The organism is Mitsuaria sp. CC2 (assembly GCF_048957715.1).
Classification (GTDB): domain Bacteria; phylum Pseudomonadota; class Gammaproteobacteria; order Burkholderiales; family Burkholderiaceae_C; genus Roseateles.
Genome location: NZ_JARVXN010000018.1, coordinates 121,124 through 144,994, shown reverse-complemented (window position 1 = coordinate 144,994; position 23,871 = coordinate 121,124). Strand labels below are relative to the sequence as shown.

Here is a 23,871-nt window from a genome sequence, read left to right as displayed (position 1 = left end):
GGACCCCTCGTCGTCCGGCCGGGTCCCCCCGATTCGGGTGGGCCGGCTTGTAGGACGACGTCGCGACCATGATGCGGACGGGCTGCTGACAGCGGATTGGCAGCTAGGATTGCCGCCCATGACTGTCCCGTCCCTTGAGCCGCAACGGTTGCCCAATGGCCTGCTCTGGCTGGCGCGCCCGGTCGCGGGCACGCAGGCGGCGGTGCGCGTGGTGTATCGCTGCGGCGGCCGCGACGATCCCACCGGTCGCAGCGGGCTGACGCATCTGGTGCTGCGACTCGTCGCCGGCGCCAGCCGGTATCTCGCACCCGGCCAGTTCAACCACCTGATCGCCGCGGCCGGCGGCCGCAGCGTCATCGAGATCGACGAGGACTTCGCCGCGCTGCAGACCGTCGTGCCGGCACAGCAGCTCGAACGCGTGCTGTGGGCCGAGGCCGAACGCATGAGCAATCCTCGGCTGGAGCCGGACACGCTGGCCACCGCGAAACTGCAGCTGCGCCAGGCGGTGCAGGCGCCGCGGCTCAACCCGTACGCACGGCTGGATCTCGCCGTCCAGCGCAGCGGCTATCTGACGCATCCGTACCAGCGCGGCGCGCTCGGCGATCCCGAGCAGCTGAAGGACCTGGACGTCGACGCCGTGCGCGCGTTCCATGCCGGCCGCTTCGGCTGCGACCGGGCGTTGCTCGTCATCACGGGCGCGTTCGACGAAGCCGCGGTCGCCCGATGGGTGATGCACTATTTCGGCTCGATCCGGCCGCCGATGCCGGCGGCCGGATCTTCCCTCCCCTCTTCTGCTTCATCTTCTGCCGCTTCGTTGGCCTCCCCGCCGGCCTCCCCGTCGGCCGCGTCATCCACCTCATCCACTTCATCCGCTTCATCCGCTGCCTTGCCAGCGTCCGCTTCTGCCCCCGCGCCCGGCGACCTGCGCGAGTCGCGGCGTCCGCAGAGCCAGACGCTGAAGCTGTCGCTCGCGCAGGCGCCGCTGCCGGCGGCCGCGCTGGTCTGGCAGGTGCCGCGCGCCGACGATCCGTCGACGCCGATGTGGCAGCTGGCGCATGCCCTGCTGGGGCTGGGCCGGTCCGGACGCCTGACCGATACGCTGGTCGACGAGAAGGCGTTGGCGCATCAGCTCAGCCTGCGGCTGGATGCGCATCGCGACGCGGGGCTGCTGATCGCGCAGGCGCTCGCGGCGCACGGTCAGACCGCCGCGCCGGTGGCGCAGGCGCTGCAGCAGGAAGTCCTGCGACTGGCGGACGAACCGGTGACCGACGAGGAACTCAACAAGGCCAAGGCGCTGCTGCGGCGTCAGACGCTGTCGGGCGACTGGACCGCCGACCGCCTGGCGCGCTCCCTCGGCACCGCCTGGGCGGTGCGCGGCGACGCCGGTGCGCCGGCCAAGGACATGGCCGCGTGGATGAAGCTCAGCGGCGCGGATGTGCAGCAGTTCTGGCGCAAGCAGGTCGTGCAGGCGCCGGTATTGACGCTGCTGGCGGACATCGGTGCCGCTGCGGGAGTGGCCGCATGACGGTCGTTCTGAACCGCCGCGGATTGATGTTCGGCGCCGCGATCGTCTCGGGAGCTACGGCTTGGCCGGCGCTGGCGCAGGACGGCTTCGACCGTCCGCCCGAGGCGCCGCCGGTGCCCACGCCGCTGCCGTTGGCGATCGAACAGACCAGGCTCGCGAACGGCCTGCGCGTCGTCGTGCTGCCACGACCCGGGGCGCCGCGCACGGCGGTCCGCCTGATCGGCGAGGGTGGCTGGTTGAGGGACCCGGCGGGCAAGGACGGATTGGCGGAAGTGGCGCTGTCCATGCTCGCGCAGGGCGCGAAGCGCGACGGCGAGGAAATGGAATCCGCCGACATCGCCTACGCGGGCGATCTGCTCGGCCTGCCGCTGCGACTGGAACTGACGCCGTCGACGGCGGAGATCGTGCTGGAGGCCTTGCCCGACCAATGCGACGACGCGGTCAATCTGCTGGCGGACCTGACGCAGCGACCGCTGCTCGCTTTCGAAGCACTGGAACACATCCGCAGCCGGGCCCTCGATGCGCTGGTGCTGAGGCGCGCGGATGCCTTGCTGCTGGCGCCGTGGGCGGCGCGGCGGCAGTTCCGGGGGCGCGCGCAGCCGGTGCAGACCTCGGCCAGTCTGAAGCGCCTGAAGCGCGACGACGTGCTGGGGTTCCACCGTCAGTACTGGCGCCCGGAGCGCGCGGTGCTGCTGTTCGCCGGTGATCTGAGTCTGCAGACGGCGCGCGGCCTCGCCGAGGATTTCATGGGGGGCTGGCGCGTCGCGAAGCTGCCGCCGCCCGGACCGACGCCGGCCGTGTCGCTGCCCGCCGCCGCGCCCACGCCGGCGGTCGCGCAGTTCCTGCCGCTGTCGCAGGGGCAGGGCTGCCGGTTGATCGTGCAGACGCCGGTGCCGCGCGGCACGCCGCCCGCGCTGCGCGAACTGGCGCGCACGCTGATGCATCAACGGCTCGCGGCACGGCTGCCGTGGGCGTGGGAGAGCGAGATGGAGTCGCTCGGCGGCGCGCTGTGCTGGCGGCTGAGCGTGACGCTGCCCGCGTCGGCGGTGCGCGAGCAGCTCGCGCTCCTGCGGGAGCAACTGCCGCTGCTCGCGGCCGAGGTGGTGACGCCGGAGGACCTCGCGCTCGCGCAGGCGCTGACGCAGGGGGAGTGGGAGTTCCAGCTCGCCGACGTGCCCGATGCGGTGCTGGCGCAGGCGCTGGCCGCGGGCGAACTCGACGATTGCGTCCAATGGCCGCATCGCGTGCGCGCGGTGAGCGCGCCGGTGCTGCAGCTGCTGATGGCGTCCAGCTGGCGCGATACCCGCACACATCTGCTGCTGCTGGGCGATGCAGGCCCGCCGGAATCGGCGCAGCGCGCATGGCCGGGGCTGGCATTGACTACAATGCGGGCTGTCATTGGGGAGTAGCCGCTGCACCCCGCCCGTCTCCCGACGGGCCGATTCAGCAGACCCGCGTCAACAGACTTGAGCTTTGGCTCATGGCGCGAGGTAGCCAGGAACCCACGGGTTCCCAGCCTGGCGAGACCTTTGACCATGTCCCCGGACTTTTGCGGCCGGCGGCGACATGGTCATTGGTATGTCTCGGCCGCTGAGTCTTTCATGGAAGCCTTCTTCATCTCCACCGGCCTCGTGGCCCTCGCCGAAATCGGCGACAAGACCCAATTGCTGGCCTTCATCCTGGCGGCGCGCTTCCGCAAGCCGGGACCGATCGTGCTGGGCATCCTGATCGCGACCCTGGTGAATCACGCGTGTGCCGGCGCCGTCGGCAGCTGGATCACGACGCAGATCTCATCGCAGACGCTGCGCTGGGTGCTGGGTGTGGGCTTCATCGCGATGGCGGCGTGGACGCTGATCCCCGACAAGATCGACGAAGAGGAGACCGGCGGCAAGTTCCGCCTGGGCGTGCTGGGCACGACGATCGTGGCCTTCTTCCTGGCCGAGATGGGCGACAAGACGCAGATCGCCACGGTGGCGCTGGCGGCGCGCTTCAACGACCTGTGGATGGTGGTCGCGGGCACGACCTTCGGGATGATGATCGCCAACGTGCCGGCGGTGCTGGTGGGCGACAAGCTCGCGCACAGGCTGCCGGTGCGGCTGGTTCACGGCATCGCGGCGATCATCTTCGCGGTGCTGGGGGTGCTCACGCTTCTGGGGGCAGGGAAGTCGATAGGGTTCTGAGTACGCAGAGTGGGCAGCAGCGTCATTCCCGCACATGACGCTGCGTCGCGATCGAAGGTCATTGTCTGGTCGCATCCTGCTGCCCTACACAGGTGCTCGATCAGGTAGTCCGCAAAGTCGGCGCGTCCCCGATGGAATCGAGTGACCGCGTCGAGGACGAATGCAGTGCTCTGAAAGACAAGCCGTGTCTCCCGCAGCAGGGTGAGAAGGTTGCGAGCAACCTCGTCGCGTTTCAGTTTGCGCCCCTTGTCCAGTACCCATACCAACTCCACCACGGTTGGAATACTGATGTAGCCGGGAGATTCGGGCGTGAAGCTCTCAAGCAGGGTCAGGGCGGCCTGGTACTCATGTGGTGTGTCTTGCGTCATGAAGCGCACGAGGATATTGGTGTCGACGCCTTTCATTTTTTCTGCTTCCTCTGACGCTTGAGTGCCTTGAGCTCTGCCCGCTCCATGGAGGAGAAGGTGTGATTCATCTCGTCGATCGTGACAGGCCGCCGTACCCGGACGGGAAGGATTCCGGAACCCGGCAGCGGACGCGTAGCGACGTAGAAGAGAAACTCGTCGGCAGCGACGTGGAAGAACTCCACCTTGTCACCCGGACCGATTCGAAGCGCTTCCAGTACTTTCTCTGGGATGGTGATCTGCAGGCCTTCGTCGATGGTCGCAATGGGGCCGACGGTGCGGAAGCAATGAGACGCCATGAAAGGACTCCTTGATGTTTCTACCAATGAAGTCCACAACTCTAGGCACGCCGACCTCGTCTGGCACTTCCTCAAACTTGTCATTGAGGGGTGAAGACCTGACCCCCTGAATGGGGCCTTCCGAAGAGGGGTCCGCTCAGCGCGCCGAGGCCTGCCGCACCGCGCGTTCCCATTGCGCCATCAGCGTCTCGGCGCGGTCGCGCGACATGGTCGGGCGGAAGGTACGTTCCGTCTGCCAGTTGCGGCCGATGTCGCCGAGGTTGCCGTAGACGCCGGCCGTGAGGCCGGCGAGGTAGGCCGCGCCGAGCGCCGTCGTCTCGATTACCTTCGGGCGCACGACGGGGATGCCGAGCAGGTCCGCCTGGAACTGCATCAGCAGGTCGTTCACGCACGCGCCGCCGTCGACGCGCAGCTCGCTCACCGGCGCGCCGCCGGCCGCGACGGCATCGCGGCTCATCGCCTGCAGCAGCGCCGCGCTCTGGAACGCGATGCTCTCCAGCGCCGCGCGCGCGATGTGCGCCACCGTCGATCCGCGCGTGAGACCCACGATGGCCCCGCGTGCCTCCGCGTCCCAGTAGGGCGCTCCGAGGCCAGTGAAGGCCGGCACGAACATCACGCCGCCGGCGTCGGGCACGCTCTCCGCGAGCCCCTGCACCTCGCCGCTGCCCTTGATCGCGTTCAGCCCGTCGCGCAGCCACTGCACCACCGCGCCGCCGATGAAGACGCTGCCCTCCAGCGCGTACTGCGGCGTCGCGTCGATCTGCGCCGCGCTCGTCGTGATCAGCCCGTTCGCGCTGGTCTGGAATCGCGGTCCCGTGTGCATCAGCATGAAGCAGCCGGTGCCGTAGGTGTTCTTGGCCATGCCGGCCTCGAAGCAGGCCTGGCCGAACAGCGCGCTCTGCTGGTCGCCGCCGATGCCGCCGATCATCAGCGCCGTGCCGAGATGCTCCGGCGCGACACGGCCGAAGTCCGAAGCCGACGGCTTCACCTCGGGCAGCAGCGATTTCGGAATGCGCAGCAGCGCGAGCAGCTCTTCATCCCATTGGTTCTCACGCACGTTGAACAGCATCGTGCGCGACGCGTTGCTCACGTCGGTGACGTGCACCTCGCCGTTCGTGAGCTTCCAGATCAGCCAGCTGTCGATCGTGCCGAAGGCGAGCTCGCCGCGCTCCGCCGCGTCACGCGCGCCAGCGACGTTGTCGAGGATCCACTGCAGCTTCGTCCCCGAGAAGTACGCGTCGACCACCAGCCCCGTCTTCTCCTGGATGCGAGCGCCGTGGCCCTGTTCGCGCAGCGCGGCGCATTGCGGCTCCGCCCGCCGGTCCTGCCAGACGATCGCGTGATGGATCGGGCGGCCGGTCTTGCGGTTCCACACCAGCGTCGTCTCGCGTTGGTTGGTGATGCCTATCGCCTTGACCTCCGAGGCTTTCAGCGACGCCTTGGTCAGCACCTCGCGAGCCACGGACAGCTGCGTTTCCCAGATTTCATCGGCATCGTGCTCGACCCAGCCCGGCTGCGGATAGATCTGGCGGAACTCGCGCTGCGCCATCGCGACGATGCGCCCGTGCGCGTCGAAGACGATCGCGCGCGAGCTCGAGGTGCCCTGGTCCAGGGCGAGCAGGTAGGTCATTGGCTTGTCTCGTTCGTTGTGTTCTTCGTGTTCCGGAACCCGTCGCGATGCTACGGCGCGACCACGAGCTCCACGCCCGCATCCGCCATCAGCGCGGGGAAGGGCTCCGGCGGCGGCTCGTCGGTGAACAGGGCGTCGATCTGGGGCAATCGGGCGACCTCGGCCATCGCGGGCCGGTTGAATTTCGTCGCGTCCGCCGCGACCCACACCTCGCGCGAATGCTCGACGATGGTCCGCGCGACCATCACCTCGCGGTAGTCGAAGTCGCGCAGGCTGCCGTCGGACTCGATGCCCGAGATGCCGATCAGCCCGATGTCCACCTTGAACTGGCGGATGAAGTCGACCGCAGCCTCGCCGACGATGCCGCGGTCGCGGTGCCGCACCGAGCCGCCGACCATCACCAGCTCGCAGTCCGGGTTGTCGCTCAGGATCATCGCGACATTGAGGTTGTTGGTGATGACGCGCAGGCCCTTGTGGCGCAGCAGCGCATGCGCCACCGCCTCCGTCGTCGTGCCGAGGTTCAGGATCAGCGAGCAGCCGGCCGGGATGCGCGCCGCGATGGCGCGCGCGATGCGCGCCTTGCCGTCGGCCTGCATGGCCTGGCGCTGGCGGTAGGCGATGTTCTCGGTGGTCGACGAGGGCACGCGCACGCCGCCGTGGAAGCGCTGCACCAGGCCCGCCTCGGCCAGGCGCTGCACGTCCCGGCGCACCGTCTGCAGCGTCACACCGAACTTCTCGGCGAGCGACTCGACGCTCACCGATCCATGGGCGCGCACCTCCTGCAGCAGGTTGTTCTGGCGAGGGTTCGGATTCATGGCGCGCAGGCTAAAGGAACCGAAACGAACAATTGACCGGGTTAACCCTCAGTCGAAACGCGCATATTCGCGCTAAAAAGAAAAAAGAAGAACAGAATTGCGAACTTTCCAACGGCCATCGCAGGGTGGCCGTTTGACTGTCCGGCCAATTCGATCCAAGGAGACACCTTGACCGCCGCCTCGATCCCCGACCCGATTTCCGCTGACCGCGCCGCCCTGGATGCAGGCGCCGCCGGTGCGCGCGACGCCTCCGGCGCGGGCAGTGCCGCAAGCGCGGACGGTGAATGCGACGTGCTCGTCGTCGGTGGCGGCATCAATGGCGCCGGCATCGCGCGCGACCTCGCGGGCCGCGGCTGGAAGGTCGTGCTGGCGGAAGCCTCGGACTTCGCGGCGCACACCTCGTCGTCCTCGACCAAGCTGATCCACGGCGGCTTGCGCTATCTCGAGTACTACGAGTTCTCGCTCGTGCGCAAGGCGCTGCAGGAGCGCGAGGTGCTGCTGCGCAGCGCCCCGCACATCATGTGGCCGCTGCGTTTCGTGATGCCGCACGACGCGGCCATGCGCCCGGCCTGGATGATCCGCATCGGCCTGTTCCTCTACGACCATCTGGCGCGTCGCGAGGTGCTGCCGGGCTCCGAGGGCGTGGACCTGCGCCGCTCTCCCTACGGAGAACCGCTGAAGGCCGAGTACACCAAGGGTTTCGTCTATTCCGACGGCTGGGTCGACGACGCGCGGCTGGTGCTGCTGAACGCGCTCGACGCGCGTGAGCACGGCGCGGTGCTGCACACCCGCACGACCGTCACCGCCGCGAAGCGGCACGCGGACCATTGGACCGCCACGCTGCGCTGCGCCGATGGTGAACGCACGCTGAAGGCGCGAGCGCTGGTCAACGCGGCCGGCCCCTGGGCCGAAGGTTTCCTGCGCGAAGTCGCCGCCCCCGCGCGTGGCGAGGCGCTCGCCACCAAGAGCCTGCGCCTGGTCAAGGGCAGTCACATCATCGTGAACAGGCGCTTCCAGCACGATCACGCCTACATCTTCCAGAACCCGGACAAGCGGATCATCTTCGCCATTCCGTACGAAGACGACTTCACCTTGATCGGCACGACCGACGTGGAGCTGGCGCCGGACGCGCTGGCCGGCTTCGGCAAGGCGCGCATCGACGAGCGCGAGATCGCCTACCTCTGCGAGCAGGCCAGCCGCTACTTCCGCGAGCCCGTGGTCGCCTCGGACGTGGTGTGGACCTACGCCGGTGTGCGCCCGCTGCTGGACGACGCCTCCGGCGACCCGTCCGCGGTGACGCGCGATTACCTGCTGGAGCCACACGCTGACGGTGGCGCGCCGCTGCTGAGCGTGTGGGGCGGCAAGATCACCACCTTCCGCAAGCTGGCCGAGGACGCGGCCGATCTGCTGGGCGACCTGCTCGGCGACCGCCGTCGCGCCTGGACCGAACACGCCCACCTGCCCGGCGGCGACCTGCGGGACTGGATCGGCGCGCCGCAGCGCCCCGACACCGATTTCCAGCGCCTGCTGTCCGCCGTCGGCCAGCGCCATCCGTGGCTGCCGCCGTCGCTGGCGCGCCGCCTTGCGCGGGCCTACGGCGCGCGCCTCGGGCGCGTGCTCGGCGTCGCCGAGCGGCTCGACGACCTTGGCCCGGAGATTGCCCCGGGGCTGCACCAGGCGGAACTCGAATACCTGGTCCGCGAGGAATGGGCGCGCGCGGCCGACGACGTGCTGTGGCGCCGCGGCACGCTGGGGCTGCATTACACCGAGGTGCAGCGGATGGCGGTGGTCCAGTGGTTCGCCGACCGCGAGCACCTCTGGGCGAAACCGCCGGCCGCCGCGGCATGACCTGGCCCCGGCACGGGCGCCGGATCCGAAGCTGACCGACAAGAACGACATGCAGAACTTGCAGAGAGACACAACGATGGAGCCGACTTCATGGAGCTGAGCCTTCGCGGCGTGAGCCACAAGGTCGGCGCGCAGCAGCACCTGTACCCGATGGACTTGCGCCTGGTGCCGAACGCGGTCACCGTGCTGCTGGGCGCGACGCAGGCCGGCAAGACGACGCTGATGCGTCTGATGGCGGGCCTGGACAAGCCCAGCGAGGGCAGCGTGACCGTCGACGGCACGGACGTCACCGGCTGGCCGGTGCGCAAGCGTGACGTGGCGATGGTTTACCAGCAGTTCATCAACTACCCGTCGATGAGCGTGCGGGACAACATCGCGTCGCCGCTGAAGCTGCGCGGCAAGCTCGATCGCGACGCCATCCGCAAGCGGGTGGATGAACTCGCCGACAAGCTGCACATCGAGATGCACCTCGACAAGCTGCCCGCGCAGCTGTCCGGCGGTCAGCAGCAGCGCGTCGCGCTGGCGCGGGCGCTGGCCAAGCAGGCGCCGCTGATGCTGCTGGACGAGCCGCTGGTGAACCTCGACTACAAGCTGCGCGAGGAGCTGCGCGAGGACCTCGGCCAGCTCTTCGCCGCCGGGGAATCCACGGTGGTCTACGCGACGACCGAGCCGGCCGAAGCGCTCCAGCTCGGCGGCTACACCGCGGTGATGGACGCCGGCGAGCTGCTGCAGTACGGCCCGACCGCCGAGGTCTTCCACCGGCCCGCGTCGCTGCGCGTCGCGCGCGCCTTCAGCGACCCGCCGATGAACCTGCTCATCGCGCAGGGCCTGGGTGACCGGCTGCAGTTGCGGCCCGGGCTCGACCTGGCGCTGCCGGGGCAGGGCGGCGTGACGGTGGGCGTGCGCGCCAGCGCGCTGCACGTCACGCAGCGGACCGGCGACATCGCCATCCAGGGCGAGGTGGAACTGGCCGAGATCTCCGGGTCCGACACCTTCGTCCATGCGCGCACCCAGGTCGGCGAGCTGGTCGCGCAGCTGACCGGCGTGCACGACTTCGAGCTCGGCGCCCCGCTGACGCTGTACCTCAACGCCGCCCACGTCCACGTCTTCGACGCGGCGGGCCTGCTGACACGCGCCCCCGAGCGCCGGGGAGCCCGCTGATGGCCCGCATCGACCTGGACCTGGCCCACGCCTACCGTCCCGATCCGAAGGACGACAGCGACTACGCGCTGCTGCCGCTGAAGATGAGCTTCGAGGACGGCGGCGCCTATGCGCTGCTCGGCCCGTCGGGCTGCGGCAAGACCACGCTGCTGAACATCGTCTCCGGACTGCTGCGCCCTTCTCAGGGCACCGTGCGCTTCGACGGCCGCGACGTGACCGCGCTGACGCCCCAGCAGCGCAACATCGCGCAGGTGTTCCAGTTCCCCGTCATCTACGACACGATGACGGTGGCCGAGAACCTCGCCTTCCCGCTGCGCAACCGCGGTGTCGCCGCCGACAAGATCAAGGCGCGCGTCGGCAAGATCGCCGAGATGCTGGAGCTCAACGGCCAACTCAACCAGCGCGCGTCGGGCCTGTCCGCCGACGCGAAGCAGAAGATCTCGCTGGGCCGCGGGCTGGTGCGCGAGGACGTGTCGGCGGTGCTCTTCGACGAGCCGCTGACCGTCATCGATCCGCACCTGAAGTGGCAGCTGCGCCGCAAGCTCAAGCAGATCCACAACGAGCTCAGGCTCACGCTGATCTACGTGACCCACGACCAGGTCGAGGCGCTGACCTTCGCGGACCAGATCGTCGTCATGACGCGTGGTCGCGCGGTGCAGGTGGGCTCGGCGGGCGAGCTGTTCGAGCGCCCGAGCCACCGCTTCGTCGGCCACTTCATCGGCTCGCCGGGCATGAACTTCCTGCCGGCGGCGCTGGAGGACGGCGGCGGTCTGAGCATCGCCGGGCAGCCGGTCGCCGGCTCGGTCGATCCCGCCACGGGCGCCTCGCTCTCGCGCGCGGAGCCGTTCATGGTGGGCATCCGCCCCGAATACGTGGAGGTCGACGACGTGAGCGACGGCGTCCCCGCGCTGCCGGGCACGGTCACCGGCGTGGTCAGCCAGGTGCAGGACATCGGCACCTACTGGCTGCTCACCGCCAAGGTCGGTCCGCACACGCTGAAGGCGCGCCTGTCCGCCCATGCCCAGCCGCCCGAGGCCGGCGCCACGGTGGCGCTGCGGGTGCTCAACGCCCATACCTGTTTCTACGGCGCGGACGAACGGCTGATCGCCGGCGCGGCGCCCACGTCCGCGACTTTCGCGGCGCTCACCTCGGGTGCTCCGGAGGGCCTCGCATGAAACCGATCAACCAGAAGGCCTGGTTCCTCGTCCTGCCCGTCCTCATCTGCGTGGCCTTCTCGGCCATCCTGCCGCTGATGACGGTGGTGAACTACTCGGTGCAGGACATCATCTCGCCCGAGCGGCGCGTCTTCGTCGGCACCGAGTGGTTCGCCGCCGTGATGCGCGACGAGGAACTCCACGGCGCGCTGCTGCGCCAGCTCGGCTTCTCGCTGGCGGTGCTGCTGGTCGAGATCCCGCTGGGCATCTGCCTGGCGCTGTCGATGCCGGCGCAGGGCTGGCGTTCGTCGCTGGTGCTGGTGATCGTCGCCCTGTCGCTGCTGATCCCCTGGAACGTCGTCGGCACCATCTGGCAGATCTACGGCCGCGCGGACATCGGTCTGCTGGGCGCCTCGCTGCAGGCGCTGGGCGTCGACTATAACTACACCGGCGACGCGACCGATGCATGGATCACCGTGCTGATCATGGACGTCTGGCACTGGACGCCGCTGGTGGCGCTGCTGTGCTTCGCCGGACTGCGCTCCATCCCCGATGCCTACTACCAGGCCGCGCGCATCGACGGCGCCAGCAAGTTCGCCGTATTCCGCTACATCCAGCTGCCCAAGATGCGCGGCGTGCTGATGATCGCGGTGCTGCTGCGCTTCATGGACAGCTTCATGATCTACACCGAGCCCTTCGTCCTCACCGGCGGCGGTCCCGGCAACGCGACGACCTTCCTCAGCCAGTACCTCACGCAGAAGGCGGTCGGCCAGTTCGACCTCGGACCGGCGGCGGCGTTCTCGCTGATCTACTTCCTGATCATCCTGCTGCTGTGCTTCATCCTCTACAACTGGATGCAGTCGGTCGGTACCCAAGACAAGACGGAGCAAGCTCATGGATGAACGCCGCTTCCGCAAGCGCACGATCTTCCTGATCGCGTACCTGGTCTTCGCGCTGCTGCCCATCTACTGGATGGTCAACATGAGCTTCAAGACCAACGAGGAGATCCTCTCCAGCTTCAGCCTCTGGCCGCAGCACTTCTCGCTGGCCAGCTACAAGACCATCTTCACCGACCCGTCCTGGTACAGCGGCTACATCAACAGCCTGATCTACGTCGGCATCAACATGGTGATCTCGGTCGCCGTGGCGCTGCCGGCCGCGTACGCGTTCAGCCGGTATTCGTTCCTCGGCGACAAGCACGTCTTCTTCTGGCTGCTGACCAACCGCATGACGCCGCCGGCGGTGTTCCTGCTGCCCTTCTTCCAGCTGTACACGACGCTGGGGCTGATGGACACGCACATCGCGGTCGCACTGGCGCATCTGCTGTTCAACGTGCCGCTGGCGGTGTGGATCCTCGAAGGCTTCATGAGCGGCATCCCGCGCGAGATCGACGAGACCGCCTACATCGACGGCTACAGTTTCCCGCGCTTCTTCCTGACCGTGTTCCTGCCGCTGATCAAGGCGGGCGTGGGCGTGGCGGCGTTCTTCTGTTTCATGTTCAGCTGGGTGGAGCTGCTGCTGGCGCGCACGCTGACCAGCGTGAACGCCAAGCCCATCGTCGCAACGATGACCCGCACGGTCAGCGCTTCCGGCATGGACTGGGCGACGCTGGCCGCGGCCGGTACGCTGACCATCGTGCCGGGCGCGATCGTCATCTGGTTTGTCCGTCACTACATCGCGAAGGGTTTCGCGATGGGCCGCGTCTAAGGGAGGTCCACGATGTTCGATTGGATGGTGTGGACAACGCCGGTCGCCGTCTTCTTCACCTGCGTGGTGCTGATGCTGATCGGCATGACGGTGTGGGAGATCAAGTCGCCGACGACGCTGCGCAAGGGCTGGCTGCCGATGCGCACGACGCGCGGCGACCGGCTGTTCATCGGCTTGCTGACGGCCGCGTACATCAACCTGGCCTTCGTCGGCCTGGGCGCGAAGATGGCCGAGTGGTTCCAGCTCGAGGCCGAGCCCAGCGTGTGGATCAGCTTCGTCGCCTCGATGCTGGTGCTGGGGCTGATCCTGCGCAAGGGCTGATCGAGTAGTTGAAGCTTCAAGGAATTCGGCTTTCCCGTTCCCCCGGAGCCGCGATTCGTCCTCAAGCAGGGGGAGATTCGACAGACACAGGAGACAAGCGTGAACAAGAGCAAGTATTCAGCGCTGGCCGTGGCCGCATTGCTGGCGTTGGGAGCGAACGCCGCATGGGCCGGCGAGGCCGAGGCGAAGAAGTGGATCGACAGCGAATTCCAGCCGTCGACCCTGTCCAAGGACAAGCAGACGGCCGAGATGAAGTGGTTCATCGAGGCGGCCAAGAAGCTCCAGGCCAAGGGCGTGAAGGAGATCTCGGTGGTGTCCGAGACGCTGACCACGCACGAGTACGAGAGCAAGGTGCTGGCCAAGGCCTTCACCGAGATCACCGGCATCACCGTCAAGCACGACCTGATCCAGGAAGGCGACGTCGTCGAGAAGCTGCAGACCTCGATGCAGTCGGGCAAGAGCATCTACGACGGCTGGATCTCCGACTCCGACCTGATCGGCACGCACTACCGGTACGGGAAGATCATGAATCTTTCCGACTACATGACCGGCGCGGGCAAGGAGTGGACGAACCCGGGCCTGGACCTGAAGGACTTCATCGGCACCAGCTTCACGACGGCGCCGGACGGCAAGCTCTACCAGCTGCCAGACCAGCAGTTCGCCAACCTGTACTGGTTCCGCGCCGACCTGTTCGCGCGCAAGGACTTGCAGGACAAGTTCAAGGCCAAGTACGGCTATGACCTGGGCGTGCCGCTGAACTGGAGCGCGTATGAGGACATCGCCGCGTTCTTCTCGAACGATGTGAAGACGCTGGACGGCAAGCCGATCTACGGCCACATGGACTACGGCAAGAAGGACCCGTCGCTGGGCTGGCGCTTCACCGACGCGTGGCTGTCGATGGCCGGCGCGGCCGACAAGGGCATTCCGAACGGCATGCCGGTCGACGAGTGGGGCATCCGCGTCGCCGACGACAAGTGCACGCCGGTGGGCGCCTCGGTGGCGCGCGGCGGCGCGACCAACTCGCCGGCCGCGGTCTATGCGCTGACCAAGTACGTCGACTGGATGAAGAAGTACGCGCCCAAGGAAGCGACCGGGATGACCTTCGGGGAATCGGGCCCGGTGCCGGCGCAGGGTCAGATCGCGCAGCAGATCTTCTGGTACACGGCGTTCACGGCGGACATGGTCAAGCCGGGCCTGCCGGTGGTGAACGCGGACGGCACGCCGAAGTGGCGCATGGCGCCGGGACCGAACGGGCCGTATTGGAAGGACGGCATGCAGAACGGCTACCAGGACGTGGGCAGCTGGACCTTCTTCAGCGGGCATGACGCCAACCGGACCGCGGCCGCCTGGCTGTACGCGCAGTTCGTGACGGCCAAGTCGGTGAGCCTGAAGAAGAGCATCCAGGGCCTGACCTTCATCCGCGACAGCGACATCCGCAGCGATTACTTCACCAAGAACGCCACCAAGTACGGCGGCCTGATCGAGTTCTACCGCTCGCCGGCGCGCGTGGCATGGACGCCGACGGGCACGAACGTGCCGGACTATCCGAAGCTGGCGCAGCTGTGGTGGAAGAACGTGGCGCAGGCGGTGACCGGCGAGAAGACGCCGCAGGCCGCGATGGACACGCTGGCCGACGAGATGGACGCCGTGATGGCGCGTCTGGAACGGGCGGGCATGGCCAAGTGCGCGCCCAAGCTCAACAAGAAGGAAGATCCGAAGAAGTGGCTGTCCGACAAGGGCGCGCCGTGGGCCAAGCTGGCCAACGAGAAGCCCAAGGGTGAGACCATCGCCTATGAGAAGCTGCTGAATGCGTGGAAGGAAGGCAAGGTGCGGTGAGTGCGCCTTCTCCCTCTCCCGCTTGCGGGAGCGGGCAGGGGTGAGGGCCAGCGGCTTAAGCACGGCATAAGCCCTGGGCCCCACCACATGCCACCATTCAGGCATGTTCAAGTCGCTCACCGATCTCTTCGACACGCTGGTGCCGGACGACGCGTTCGGAGGCTCGCGGGTCGGCGTGCCGTCGCTGCCGCTGGCGGCTGCGGTCCTGCTGGTCGAGGTGATGCGTTCCGATGCGGACTTCTCCGGCGTCGAGCGCGTCGCGGTGCGCAAGGCGCTCACCGCGCTGTTCACGGTGTCCGACGATGAAGCCGACGCGCTCACCGCGCAGGCCGAACGCACCGCTCGCACGGCCTCCGATCTGTTCGCCTTCACCTCTCCGGTCGACGAGCGCTGGGACATGTCCGCGAAGCTGCGCCTGATCGAACTGATGTGGGGCGTGGCCTACGCCGACGGCAAGCTCGGCGACATCGAGCGCCACACGATGTGGCGCATCGCCGATCTGCTGCACATCCCGCAGGGCGCCTATCACCACGCGCGCATCCGCGCAAAAGTGGCGGCCGGTCTCGGCGAGGACGACTGACCGGCGGCGCCTGTCGCCGCGCCCCGTCCCCCGACAACGGAAAGGCCCTCGTCAGAGGGCCTTCTTCATGGTGTTGCTGGTTCGCGGCACGCGGCCGCAGGCTCAGCGCACGTTCTGGAACACCACCCGCTCCGCCAATTCGCGAGGCGCGGTCGCCGAACTGCGCTGGATGTGATTGAGCACCATGCTCGCGCGTTCGCAGGTGAGCGGTGCCGCACCGGCGTTGCCTTCGGTCCACAACTTCGAGAAGGCGCCCGAGGCCGTCGCGCCGACGGTCCGCGCCACGACTTCCAGTTCCAGCGCGGTCGGCTGAGGCGCGCGCACGCGCGTCGGCGTGGGCTCGGCGGCGGCGTCCGTCAGCCAGCGGGCTTCCAGGGCCATCGTCTCCTCGGGCAGCAGACGGCGCGGCACGGGCGAGCCCGACAGCCAGGCCTGGCAGGTCTCGGCGCCCAGCGCCTGGGCCGCCGTCAACTGGGCGCGCACCACTTGCAGATAACGTCGGCGCAGGTCGCGTGAGCCGCTGAGCAGCATGTCGCGCACGTTGGGCGCCAGCGCGCCCTGGGCGGCGATCTGAGCGCCAGCGTCGGCGTGCTCCGATCCGGCCAGCGCCATGTGCGCCGTGCGCATGCGGCCGGCCGCCTCGTCGATCAGGCCGGGGAAGCGCTGATCGAGGCTGAACCACGCCTCGCTCGCGCGCAGCGCGTTGACGTAGTCGCTCAGCGGCGCGTACTGCCCCGGCTTGTCGCCTTCGGGCAGCGCGACGTCCAGCGTCCTGGGCGGCGGCTGGATCAGCGAATGGCGCAGCAGCTCGGCCGGCGGCGGGTACCACATCGTGCGCGACGGCGTGCTGAGCGTCTTCTCGATGAACTCCTCCGGCAGCGCCATGCGGCGATAGGTGCGGGCGAGTTCCTGGTTGGCGATCTCGTCGAAGGCCGGGTTGAAGGTGCCGCTGGAGGCGCGGTGGAAACCGAGCTGCGCGCCCGGCATCAGCTGGCGTTTGTTGCCGGCCAGGAAGACCAGCGTGCAGGCGCTTTCGCAATTGCCGATCGCGCGCGTGCCGAGGCCGCGCTGGCGGATCAGCTCGACCATGCGCTCGGCCTCGGTGACGCGGCCGCCGGGGGAGGCGACCTCCAGCAGGCGCACGGCGGGCGAGGTCTCGAACAGAGTGCGCAGACGGCCGGCGTCGCCGGCGCCGATGGGGCCATTGAGCTTCATCGTGCGGCCGTCGGCACTGATGACGAGTTGCACGTTGCCGATCGGGTCGATGCCGCGGGCGAGCTTCCACAGCTCGGGCAGCGCCCCGAACACGCCGAAGGCCAGCGAGAACGCGATCTGCAGGAAGGATCCCAGCAGCGACAGGCGCGCGAGGCCGGAGATCAGGTAGGACCCGCCGGCGTCGACGTAGCCGCGCACGGCGCGCCAGGTGCCCACGGCGCTCCAGATCTCCACGAGGATCAGCAGCGGCCAGACGATCAGCAGCGCGATCGCGACGCCTTGCAGGCCGTCGCTTTTCGTGGCGAGCCAGGCGACCAGGCCCTGAACGCCGGCGGCGAGGGGCCAGGTCAGGAGGACGTGGTTGATCCAGAAGCTCTGGGCCAGGCTTTGCTCGCCGCGCCAGTGGCTGGCGATGTAGCCGATCAGCAGGCCTTCGCCATCGGCCGGGGCGGGGCGGCTGCGCTCGACGGCGGTGCGGGACAGCCGGTCATGCCAGGTCCGGCCGTCGGCGTCGACGCGGGCCCACAGGAAGCCGGCGAACAGGGGAATCGCGGAGAGCAGGTAACCGACCCAGCGGATCAGGGACTGGAGCGGCGAGGGGCGCTCGCCGCTGCGGGCGTCGACCACCTTGAGCCCCGCCACGAGCTTGCCGGGCGTGGCGCCTTGCCAGCTCCAGAACACCACGCAGACGATCAGCGGCAGCAGCCAGTTGATGGCGATGGTGCCGGGGCGCAGGTCGTTCCACTTCGACACGGGGTTGCCATACACGGCCCACATCAGCAGAGCGCTCGCGGCGACCATCAAGACGCCGTCGATGAACATGGCCAGCGCGCGGGGCGCCAGGCCGACGGATTGGTTCGACATCCTCTTCTCTCCCTCTTGAGTCGGGAGTGTAAAGAGGGCGTGTCAGGCGCTACACGTCGGTTCCAAGACAGCGTCGGGGCTGTATTGATTTCGTCACAGGGGAGCGGCGGGGCATCCCCCTTTGGGAGGAGAGCGGTGGGCACCCCCGGCCTGTGACCGGTCGGCTGACCGGCTCAGTCGTCCCAGAAGAACCGCCGGTCCGGATAGACCACGCTCTGCGAGGTGCGCACCACCACGCCGTTCTTGAAATGGACGTTGAAGCGCAGCAGGTAGCCGCTCATCTCCGGCGGGATGTTCCAGTCCCAGACGTCTTCGCCGCTGAGCCGGAAGAACATGCGCTTGCGGTCCTGGCCGAGGATCCGCGTGACCTGCTCGGTCGTCAGGCCCGGCACGATGCGCGCGCGGTTGGCCGGGGACAGCGCGTCCGTCGTGCCGACGAGGCGGTCCTGCGCGTCCAGCCGGACCATGTAGCAGGTCTGGCCGAAGGGCTGCGTCGCGTACTCCAGCGTGCGGCCGCCGTCGGCCTCCGGCCAGACGCGCGTCGGCGTGCCGTAGTACTGCTGCACCTCGGCGCCGGTCGTGGCACCGGGCCTCATGCGTTCGTCCTTCACCGGCGTTGCGCAGCCGGCCAGCGCCACCGCGGCCACCACCGCCACGGTCGTCGCGCCCAGCGGTCCCAGGCTCGTCCATTCGCGCATCGTTCTCTCCAGCAAGGGGATGGGAACCATTGTGCGGCGATCACGGCAGCGCACAATCCGACCCATGTCGAGACCGCACATTCGGAAGGCGCTTCTACCAGCTGCCGCCATCGCACTCTGCGTGGCGGCTTGGCCATCGCAGGCACAGGCGCCGTCGCCGGCGTCCGCACCCGGCCTCGTGGCAATCGGCGCGCCGTGCGTGATGCTGTTCGGCCAGGGCCGCAACTTCGATCCTGATCAGCCCGCCGCCAACCGCCGCTGGGACGAGGCCAACAGCGCCTTCAACCTCGCGGCGCGCGAGCCGTTGGTGGCCGCCGGCCTGCCGGTGGTCAACGTGGTGCTGCCGGTGTCGGCGACCGACGTGCCACGCAACCTGCAGGGCCTGCTGGCGGAAGTGCAGCGGCGCGGCTGCACGCGCGTGCTGGAGACGGCGCTCTTCGCCGACGCGGCGCAGGGGCTGGTGATCGCGCGGCTGCGCGTCTATCCGGTGCTGGGGATGCTCGGGCCGCAGGCGGCCGGCAGTCAGCCGCGGATCGGCGCGGTGGCCTACACGCAGCAGCAGGAATACGCGCTCGACGCGCGCGTGATGGATCGGGTGAACCCGTCCCGGCTGGGACGGGTCATGGCGGAGGAGGCTCTCCCGAGCCTCTCGCCGGGAATCGGGCGGCCCTGAGGCCGCCGGGATTCACATCGGGGTCGCGGTGTCGTTGATGACCTGCGGATCCGAACTCGGGTACAGGTTCTGCACCGAACCCGGCGTCGAGAACAGCAGCACCACGCCCTTGGTGATGACGTTGTCCGTCGGCATGGTCAGGGAGACCTCGTTCTCGTCATTGGCCGGCGAGAAGTTGCTCGCGTTCATGCCCGGCGCGGAGCCGATCGTCTTGAAGGTGGCTCCGATGAGCAGCAGGGCGGTCGTATCGGCCTGACCGAAGATGCACGCGCCGGCCGCCGTCGGGATGTGGATCTCCGAACCCGGAATCTCGTGCTGGGCCTCGCGGTCCGAGAAGTATTTGCAGTCGGCGAAATTGCCGTCCGCGCTGATGTTCGCCTCGACGTACACGTTGTAGGACATGGTTCCTCTCCTTGATGGATGTAGTGAACGGGTCAAGAAGGGGACTCGGTGGTTCGGTCGCGCAACAGCCATGCCGCCGCGCGCTTGACCTCTTCTCTCTCTCCCTGGCCCAGGCAGGATTGGGCATCAACCCAGGCCTGGGTGATCTGCTGATGAACCCGAATCGTTGCGGCTATCTTCACAGTCGCGTCATCGATCTCCTTGCACACGGCCAGCGTCGCCGGCGTCAGCGTGCCGCGGCCTGTGGTGCGATCGAGGACGACGCGCAGCCGCCGGGCTTCGACGTACGACGCGATGAAGGCGAGGTCCGTTGAGCGCGAGGACAACTGCCGCGCCTGCTCGTCGAGAACGGTGTCCAGCGTGCGCCGGGCCTCGGCCGTCTGGCCCTGCGCCTGCAGCACGCGGGTCTGGTGCATGGCCAGACGCCACCAGGACTCGATCATGCGATTGGCGCCGGGCTCCTGCCGATACGCGTCCAGACGTCGATTGAGATCGCGGATCTCCTCCAGCATGTGCGCCGGGGACACCTTCTGACCGGCGGAGCGGTACTCGAGGTCGGTGATCTCCGCCGCCACCATGTTGACCCGCCATTGCGAGTTCGCGGGATCCACCTGGTGCAGCCGGCGGAGCATCTCGACCGCCGCCCGGGACTCGATGGCGGCTTCCGGGCTCCGCTTCAACCGGGACAGGGCCTCTGCGCTCCAGCGGTGCATGATCGCCTCGCGGTAGGCGTAGACGTTTTCGTTGGGTGCCCCCTGGCGGACCTGCGCAATGATGTCCGCCCCTTCGGAGAACATCCGCTGCGCGGCGTGATCCAGACCGAGTTGCAAGTAGGCGTTCCCCAGCCAGCTGAGGCTGTCCGCATAGGCCAGCCGGGCTTCCGGCGCCGGCTTGGCGCTGGCCGCCAGGGACTCCCGCTTGAGGGCGATCGACTGCCGGAAGTGCGCTGCGGCCCGCACCAGATCGAGACGGTTCAGCCACGCGGTGCCCAGACTGTTGTAGGCGTAGGAGAGCTCGATGCGGGCTTCCTCGTTCGTCGGTTGCGCGTCGACCCACGCCTGTTCGGCGTCCCGGTAGGCCAGCCAGGCGTCGGTGGCCTTCTCCAGATCGCGGGTGTAGTAGTGGACGTGTCCGATCCAGAAGGCCGCCGCGCCCTGGGCCTTGCGCCATTCCCCCACCAACTCCTGGGTCGGCGGTGGACCTGCCAGCAGCTTGCGCGCTGCCTCCAGTGGCTCCAGCGCCTCTTTCAGGCTGCGCTTGGACACGCGCACCTCGCCGATGACTGTCAGGGCCTTGGCGCGCTGCAGCCGCTCCATCGGCGTGGCGTCCTGATCCTGCGCCAGATAGGTCAGCGCCTTGCTCCCGACGCTGTCGAGCAGCTCCAGCCGGCCTACCGGCCGCAGCTTGTCGGCGAATTCCCCGAGCATGTAGCTCAGCAGGTCGTCCGCCTGCTGCCGCCGTTCCTGCGCCTGGTGTTCCGCCCGTTCCGCGCGGCGCGCCTGCAGTACGCTGACGCCGGTCAGAAAGACCATCGCCAGCACGGCGACGCTGCTGGCCGCGACGCTCCAGCGATGCCGCCGGACGAAACGGCCCAGCACATAGAACCGGGTGTCGGGTCTTGCCGTGATCGGCTCATGCGCCAGCCAGTGCCGCAGGTCGACGGCCATCGACTCCGCGTTGGCGTAGCGCTCCGAGGGCTTCTTCTTCAGCGCCTTGCCGACGATCGTGTCCAGGTCGCCGCGCAGCAGCTTGGCCTGGCGCGCGATGACGGGATCGAGCTGGTCGCGCGCCACGTCCGACAGCCGCTTGGGCACCAGCTCCACGACCGCGCGCAGCCGGTCAAGGTGGGTCTGCGTGTCGTCCGCCGTCGGGTGGCGGCCGCCGAGCATCTGGTACAGCAGCACGCCCAGCGCGTAGACGTCGGTCGCCGTCGTGACGTCGGCCTGCTGGACCTGTTCCGGCGCCGCGTACTGCGGCGTGAAGGCGCTGCCCGCGCGTTGCGTGAGCTCGGTCGCCGCGCCCGACTGCGTCGCGTCGTCGAGCAGCTTGGCGATGCCGAAGTCCAGCAGCTTCACCTGGCCGTCGTGCGTGACCAGGATGTTGCTGGGCTTGAGGTCGCGGTGCAGGATCAGCCGCGAATGCGCATGCGCGACCGCCGCCAGCACGTCCAGGAAGAGCTGGATGCGCGACTCGACGTCCAGCGCGTTGAGCTGGCAGTAGCGGTCGATGGGCAGGCCGTCGACGTACTCCAGCACCAGGTAGGGCTGGTGCCCGTTGTGCACGCCCGCGTCGAGCAGCCGCGCGATGTTCGGATGCGAGAGCCGCGCGAGGATCTGGCCCTCGCGCTCGAAGCGTCCGCTGTCGCCCTTGCCGAAGAGGCCGGACTTGAGGAACTTGACGGCGACCTGGCCCTCGAAGCGGCCGTCCGCGCGGCTCGCGAGCCACACCGCGCCCATGCCGCCCTGGCCGAGCTCGCGTTCCAGCGCATACGGTCCCAGCGCCTCGCCGCTGAAATCCAGCGGCGGCATCGCCGACGGCAGCGGCCCCTGCAGGGCCTCGGCCGCGGGCTGCTCGAGGAAGGCCTCCTCGTTCAGCGCTTCGTCACGCGCGAGCAGCGCTTCCAGGTGCTCGGCCATGGCGACGTCGCCGGCCCGGATCTCCGCCAGCCGGCGGGCGCGGTCCGGCCCCTCCAGGTCCAGGAGTTCGTCGAGCAGCGGACTCAGCGCGATCCAGCGCTGTTTATCGAGTGCGTCCATCGGGCGGGCGTCGGGTGGCGGGGAGAACGAATCCGTCGGATCCGACCCGTCGGGGGTCAGTCCTTGAGGCTCATCGAGAGCAGGATTCTCGCCTTCTGCCAGTCGCGCTGGACAGTCCGTTCGGTGACTCCCAGGGCTTCCGCGATTTCCTGCTCAAGCAGTCCGCCGAAGTAGCGCATCTCGACCACTTGCGCCATGCGCGGATCGATGGTCGCCAGCTCGTCCAGCGCCTCGTGCACGCGCAGGATGTGGTCGTCGGACTGGGGCGTGCCCTCGACGACGGCGGTGTTCAGGGTCAGGTCGGGCTGGGCGCCGCCGCGGCGATCGGCCTGGCGCGCGCGCACCAGGTCGATGACGACGTGGCGCATGGTCCGCGCCGCATAGGCCAGGAAATGGCGCCGGTCCGGGAAGGTCTGCCCCTGCGCGCCGGCCAGCCGCAGCCAGGCCTCGTGCACCAGCGCGGTGGTGTCCAGCAGGGTCAGGTCTCCTGCCTGGCGGATGCGTTGCCGCGCCAGACGCTGAAGATCGCCGTACAGCTGCGCCACCACCTGGTCGGCGGCGGCCCGGTCGCCTTGACCGGCGTCGTGCAGCAGTTCGGTGATGTCCTTCATGGAACAAGACTCTAGCGGCCCCGTATGACCTTGTTACACAAGTCGGGGCGACGGATGACGCGAACCGCTCGCTCCAGGCGTCAATTCAAGGGTTTTCACTGAGCAGATTTTTGTTAGCGGATGTCGGGAAGCGTGTCGGGGATCCGTTTTAGATAGATGAGGACACGGCTTGGTCAATGTGGCAAGGGAGGCCGGCATGGATCGGGCTGCTTCAGCGGGTCGTGTCCTCACCCCCATCACCGCACCCCGCGGGAGGCTTGGCGAAGGCCAAGGCGCGGCGGTGTGACCCGCCTTCCGTCTGGAGCAGTCGCGCATGAGTCCGTCCACCGCCGCCGCCGTAGCGCCTGTCGACGCCGTGGAGCAGGTCCGGACCGGGCCCGCCAAGCCGCCGCGCCAGACGTCGGCACTGTGGGTGCCGCGGGTGGATTCGCTGGCCGAGTTCGGCCTCATGATTTCGCGTCAGCTGACGCAGTGCCGTCGTTACGGCGGCCACCTGTCGGTGCTGTGGCTGGAGGCCGAGCCGATGACGGCGCCGGTAGGGGCCGCCGCGGAGGCTGACGTCAACGATGACGGCGAGGGCGCCAGAGAATGCGCCGCCGCGCTCGAGGCCCGGGAAGGCCTGATGACGGCGGTGAGCCGTCGTCTGCGCAGCCGGGTGCGCGGGACCGACATGGTCCTGCAGGTGGGAGAGACGAGTTTCGCGGTGCTGCTGCTGGACGCCGGCATCCCCGAGGCTCACCTGGTGCAGGACCGCCTCTCGACGGCGCTCAACGGCCCCTACGGCGTGGAGGCCACGACGATGCAGGTGCGCCTGCAGATGGGCATGGCGTCCTTCCCGGAAGGCGGCGCGCGCGGCACCGATCTGGCCGAAAGCGCCCGTCTGGACCTGCGCCGCCGGATGCGCTGAGCGCACGCCGGTCAGAAATCCTGGCCGTAGACGATGAATCCCTTGTGTTCCGAGACGCGGTCGTACAGCGCGCGGCCAGCGGCGTTCGTCGTGTGGGTCTGCCAGTAGAGGCGGTGTCCGCCCCGCGCCTGGACGACGGCGGTGACCGCCGCGATCAGCGCGCGCCCGACGCCGCGGCCTCGTACGTCCCCGGCGGTGAACAGGTCCTGCAGGTAGCAGGTGTCCTCGATGCGCGGCGAGGCTGAGGGCCGGAGCCCGGGTTGGAAAGGCCCGGATCATCAGCCC

At 68.6% G+C, this 23,871-nt stretch carries 23 protein-coding genes and 1 riboswitch; of the genes, 13 read left to right on the top strand and 10 right to left on the bottom strand.

The window, feature by feature from the left end:
• Positions 1-118: 118 nt before the first annotated feature.
• The 3 genes from PV762_RS13290 (at position 119) to PV762_RS13280 (ending at position 3,705) form a co-directional block, all read left to right on the top strand.
• Positions 119-1,525 (top strand): M16 family metallopeptidase, encoded by a 1,407-nt coding sequence (locus PV762_RS13290; protein ID WP_421035485.1) that lies wholly within the window; start codon positions 119-121, stop codon positions 1,523-1,525.
• Positions 1,522-2,934 carry a M16 family metallopeptidase gene (locus PV762_RS13285; protein WP_421035484.1) on the top strand — a complete coding sequence of 471 codons (1,413 nt, stop codon included), beginning with the start codon at positions 1,522-1,524 and terminating at the stop codon, positions 2,932-2,934. The genes PV762_RS13290 and PV762_RS13285 overlap by 4 nt, the downstream gene beginning before the upstream one ends.
• Positions 2,914-3,097: riboswitch (yybP-ykoY riboswitch) on the top strand. (Overlaps the previous gene by 21 nt.)
• Before the next feature lie 29 nt (positions 3,098-3,126).
• Entirely contained in the window at positions 3,127-3,705 is a 579-nt protein-coding gene (locus PV762_RS13280; protein WP_421035483.1) for a TMEM165/GDT1 family protein, read from the top strand.
• Here PV762_RS13280 and PV762_RS13275 read toward each other — a convergent pair.
• The 4 genes from PV762_RS13275 to PV762_RS13260 form a co-directional block, all read right to left on the bottom strand.
• Positions 3,627-4,109: a PIN domain-containing protein gene (locus PV762_RS13275; RefSeq protein ID WP_421035482.1), complete on the bottom strand. Its 483-nt coding sequence runs from the start codon at positions 4,107-4,109 to the stop codon at positions 3,627-3,629. The genes PV762_RS13280 and PV762_RS13275 overlap by 79 nt on opposite strands.
• Positions 4,106-4,408, bottom strand: a complete 303-nt coding sequence (locus PV762_RS13270) for an AbrB/MazE/SpoVT family DNA-binding domain-containing protein (protein ID WP_421035481.1) — start codon at positions 4,406-4,408, stop codon at positions 4,106-4,108. The genes PV762_RS13275 and PV762_RS13270 overlap by 4 nt, the downstream gene beginning before the upstream one ends.
• 136 nt (positions 4,409-4,544) lie before the next feature.
• A complete protein-coding gene (glpK, locus tag PV762_RS13265) occupies positions 4,545-6,038 on the bottom strand; it encodes a glycerol kinase GlpK (RefSeq protein WP_421035480.1) in 1,494 nt (497 codons plus the stop codon).
• A gap of 50 nt (positions 6,039-6,088) precedes the next feature.
• Positions 6,089-6,853, bottom strand: coding sequence for a DeoR/GlpR family DNA-binding transcription regulator (locus tag PV762_RS13260; protein ID WP_421035479.1), 765 nt, complete (start codon positions 6,851-6,853; stop codon positions 6,089-6,091).
• A 216-nt stretch (positions 6,854-7,069) separates the two neighbouring features.
• Between PV762_RS13260 and glpD the strand changes: the two genes are divergently transcribed.
• From glpD to PV762_RS13220, 8 genes are all read left to right on the top strand, one after another.
• Entirely contained in the window at positions 7,070-8,701 is a 1,632-nt protein-coding gene (gene glpD / locus PV762_RS13255; protein WP_421035649.1) for a glycerol-3-phosphate dehydrogenase, read from the top strand.
• Positions 8,702-8,791: 90 nt separating this feature from the next.
• Positions 8,792-9,862, top strand: coding sequence for an ABC transporter ATP-binding protein (locus PV762_RS13250; protein ID WP_421035478.1), 1,071 nt, complete (start codon positions 8,792-8,794; stop codon positions 9,860-9,862).
• Positions 9,862-11,037 (top strand): ABC transporter ATP-binding protein, encoded by a 1,176-nt coding sequence (locus PV762_RS13245; RefSeq protein WP_421035477.1) that lies wholly within the window; start codon positions 9,862-9,864, stop codon positions 11,035-11,037. The genes PV762_RS13250 and PV762_RS13245 overlap by 1 nt, the downstream gene beginning before the upstream one ends.
• The gene (locus tag PV762_RS13240; protein WP_421035476.1) at positions 11,034-11,918 is read left to right on the top strand and encodes a carbohydrate ABC transporter permease; all 885 of its coding nucleotides are present in this window, start codon (positions 11,034-11,036) and stop codon (positions 11,916-11,918) included. The genes PV762_RS13245 and PV762_RS13240 overlap by 4 nt, the downstream gene beginning before the upstream one ends.
• Positions 11,911-12,723 carry a carbohydrate ABC transporter permease gene (locus PV762_RS13235; protein WP_421035475.1) on the top strand — a complete coding sequence of 271 codons (813 nt, stop codon included), beginning with the start codon at positions 11,911-11,913 and terminating at the stop codon, positions 12,721-12,723. The genes PV762_RS13240 and PV762_RS13235 overlap by 8 nt, the downstream gene beginning before the upstream one ends.
• 12 nt (positions 12,724-12,735) lie before the next feature.
• Positions 12,736-13,044 carry a DUF2160 domain-containing protein gene (locus tag PV762_RS13230; RefSeq protein WP_421035474.1) on the top strand — a complete coding sequence of 103 codons (309 nt, stop codon included), beginning with the start codon at positions 12,736-12,738 and terminating at the stop codon, positions 13,042-13,044.
• Between the two features lie 99 nt (positions 13,045-13,143).
• Positions 13,144-14,880 carry an ABC transporter substrate-binding protein gene (locus PV762_RS13225; RefSeq protein ID WP_421035473.1) on the top strand — a complete coding sequence of 579 codons (1,737 nt, stop codon included), beginning with the start codon at positions 13,144-13,146 and terminating at the stop codon, positions 14,878-14,880.
• A gap of 103 nt (positions 14,881-14,983) precedes the next feature.
• On the top strand, positions 14,984-15,460 hold the full coding sequence (locus PV762_RS13220) for a TerB family tellurite resistance protein (protein WP_421035472.1): 477 nt from the start codon (positions 14,984-14,986) through the stop codon (positions 15,458-15,460).
• Between the two features lie 102 nt (positions 15,461-15,562).
• On the opposite strand, the gene PV762_RS13215 is transcribed toward PV762_RS13220, so the two are convergent.
• Together PV762_RS13215 and PV762_RS13210 are read right to left on the bottom strand one after the other, a co-directional pair.
• On the bottom strand, positions 15,563-17,539 hold the full coding sequence (locus PV762_RS13215; RefSeq protein ID WP_421035471.1) for an RDD family protein: 1,977 nt from the start codon (positions 17,537-17,539) through the stop codon (positions 15,563-15,565).
• 173 nt (positions 17,540-17,712) lie between these two features.
• Positions 17,713-18,237 (bottom strand): hypothetical protein, encoded by a 525-nt coding sequence (locus tag PV762_RS13210; protein WP_421035470.1) that lies wholly within the window; start codon positions 18,235-18,237, stop codon positions 17,713-17,715.
• Positions 18,238-18,301: 64 nt separating this feature from the next.
• On the opposite strand from PV762_RS13210, the gene PV762_RS13205 reads away from it, so the two are divergent.
• The gene (locus PV762_RS13205) at positions 18,302-18,910 is read left to right on the top strand and encodes a hypothetical protein (RefSeq protein WP_421035469.1); all 609 of its coding nucleotides are present in this window, start codon (positions 18,302-18,304) and stop codon (positions 18,908-18,910) included.
• Positions 18,911-18,922: 12 nt separating this feature from the next.
• Here the strand turns inward: PV762_RS13205 and PV762_RS13200 are convergent, their stop codons facing one another.
• From PV762_RS13200 to PV762_RS13190, 3 genes are read right to left on the bottom strand one after another with little or no spacing between them, the layout of a single operon-like run.
• Positions 18,923-19,312 carry a hypothetical protein gene (locus PV762_RS13200; protein ID WP_421035468.1) on the bottom strand — a complete coding sequence of 130 codons (390 nt, stop codon included), beginning with the start codon at positions 19,310-19,312 and terminating at the stop codon, positions 18,923-18,925.
• 32 nt (positions 19,313-19,344) lie between these two features.
• The gene (locus tag PV762_RS13195) at positions 19,345-22,068 is read right to left on the bottom strand and encodes a protein kinase domain-containing protein (RefSeq protein ID WP_421035467.1); all 2,724 of its coding nucleotides are present in this window, start codon (positions 22,066-22,068) and stop codon (positions 19,345-19,347) included.
• A 56-nt stretch (positions 22,069-22,124) separates the two neighbouring features.
• A complete protein-coding gene (locus tag PV762_RS13190; RefSeq protein ID WP_421035466.1) occupies positions 22,125-22,679 on the bottom strand; it encodes an ECF-type sigma factor in 555 nt (184 codons plus the stop codon).
• A gap of 313 nt (positions 22,680-22,992) precedes the next feature.
• On the opposite strand from PV762_RS13190, the gene PV762_RS13185 reads away from it, so the two are divergent.
• Positions 22,993-23,586 (top strand): diguanylate cyclase domain-containing protein, encoded by a 594-nt coding sequence (locus tag PV762_RS13185; protein ID WP_421035465.1) that lies wholly within the window; start codon positions 22,993-22,995, stop codon positions 23,584-23,586.
• Between the two features lie 11 nt (positions 23,587-23,597).
• Here PV762_RS13185 and PV762_RS13180 read toward each other — a convergent pair whose 3' ends face one another.
• Positions 23,598-23,816, bottom strand: coding sequence for a GNAT family N-acetyltransferase (locus PV762_RS13180; protein WP_421035648.1), 219 nt, complete (start codon positions 23,814-23,816; stop codon positions 23,598-23,600).
• Positions 23,817-23,871: the final 55 nt, after the last annotated feature.